Source organism: Helicobacter apodemus, from assembly GCF_000765745.2.
Classification (GTDB): Bacteria; Campylobacterota; Campylobacteria; order Campylobacterales; family Helicobacteraceae; genus Helicobacter_D; species Helicobacter_D apodemus.
This window is the reverse complement of record NZ_JRPC02000101.1, coordinates 1-816: the sequence shown is the minus strand read 5'-3', so window position 1 is coordinate 816 and position 816 is coordinate 1. Positions and strand designations below refer to the sequence as shown.

The following is an 816-nucleotide window of genomic DNA, read 5'->3' as shown; positions in this document are numbered from 1 at the left end:
TTAATTCATTTTTATTTCTTTGCATAAATAATGCGTATTGATTCTCTGCTTCTATATCTCTCATAGGCTCTAAATTTGTTTCAACTTCTATTGTAGTCTTTTCTTTTGTCATTGTTGCTCCTTAATAGTTTTCGTATTCTTTTTTGATTTTGTATTTCTTTGAGTGATTGATAGAGCTTTTAAAGAAAATTGTAAGATAAGGAAATACTGCAAATAACATCATAGTCCAGATAATTTTTAGAGCTGTATCTCTTAAAGCAGGAACAAGATAAACATAATAGTATTTATATAACCCTTCAGTGTTTGTATTTATATCTATAAAAATATTAACTATCCAAGAAGTATAATCTGCAATTACATATAAAACATTGGGATTTTTTAAAGAATATCCTACAAACCATTGAATGAGAAAATAAAAAAGGATTCCCTTTAGAATAAAGGCAAGGATTCTGCCATTTATTAGAGCCAAAATAGCACGCTTTGTCATTGAACCTTGATAATACCTGCCTATGTAAATCATAAATATTGTAGATAATACAATGGGGCTATAAGAGAGGATTTGCAACAATAGCATTGCATTAGTTGTTACTGCATTTAAAAAATAATATTTAAAGCTTGGATAGATAATTTGTAAAAAAGGCACAATAATTACAAATAGGAAGCTTTCTAATAAGCCTCTTTTAAACCCTGCTCTAAAATATTCTAATATTTGACTTGTTGTAAAGTATTCTTTAGGTAATTCCTCTATTCGTGCTTCAATAACATAATAGCGTTGAATTTCGCTAAGGAGTGCAAAAATATTTCTAGTATTACCAG

At 28.1% G+C, this 816-nt stretch carries 1 protein-coding gene; it reads right to left on the bottom strand.

Annotated elements, in window-relative coordinates:
• Nucleotides 1-121: 121 nt before the first annotated feature.
• The coding region (locus LS72_RS11130) for a hypothetical protein (protein ID WP_194145622.1) at nt 122-816 on the bottom strand (695 nt) is incomplete at its 5' end.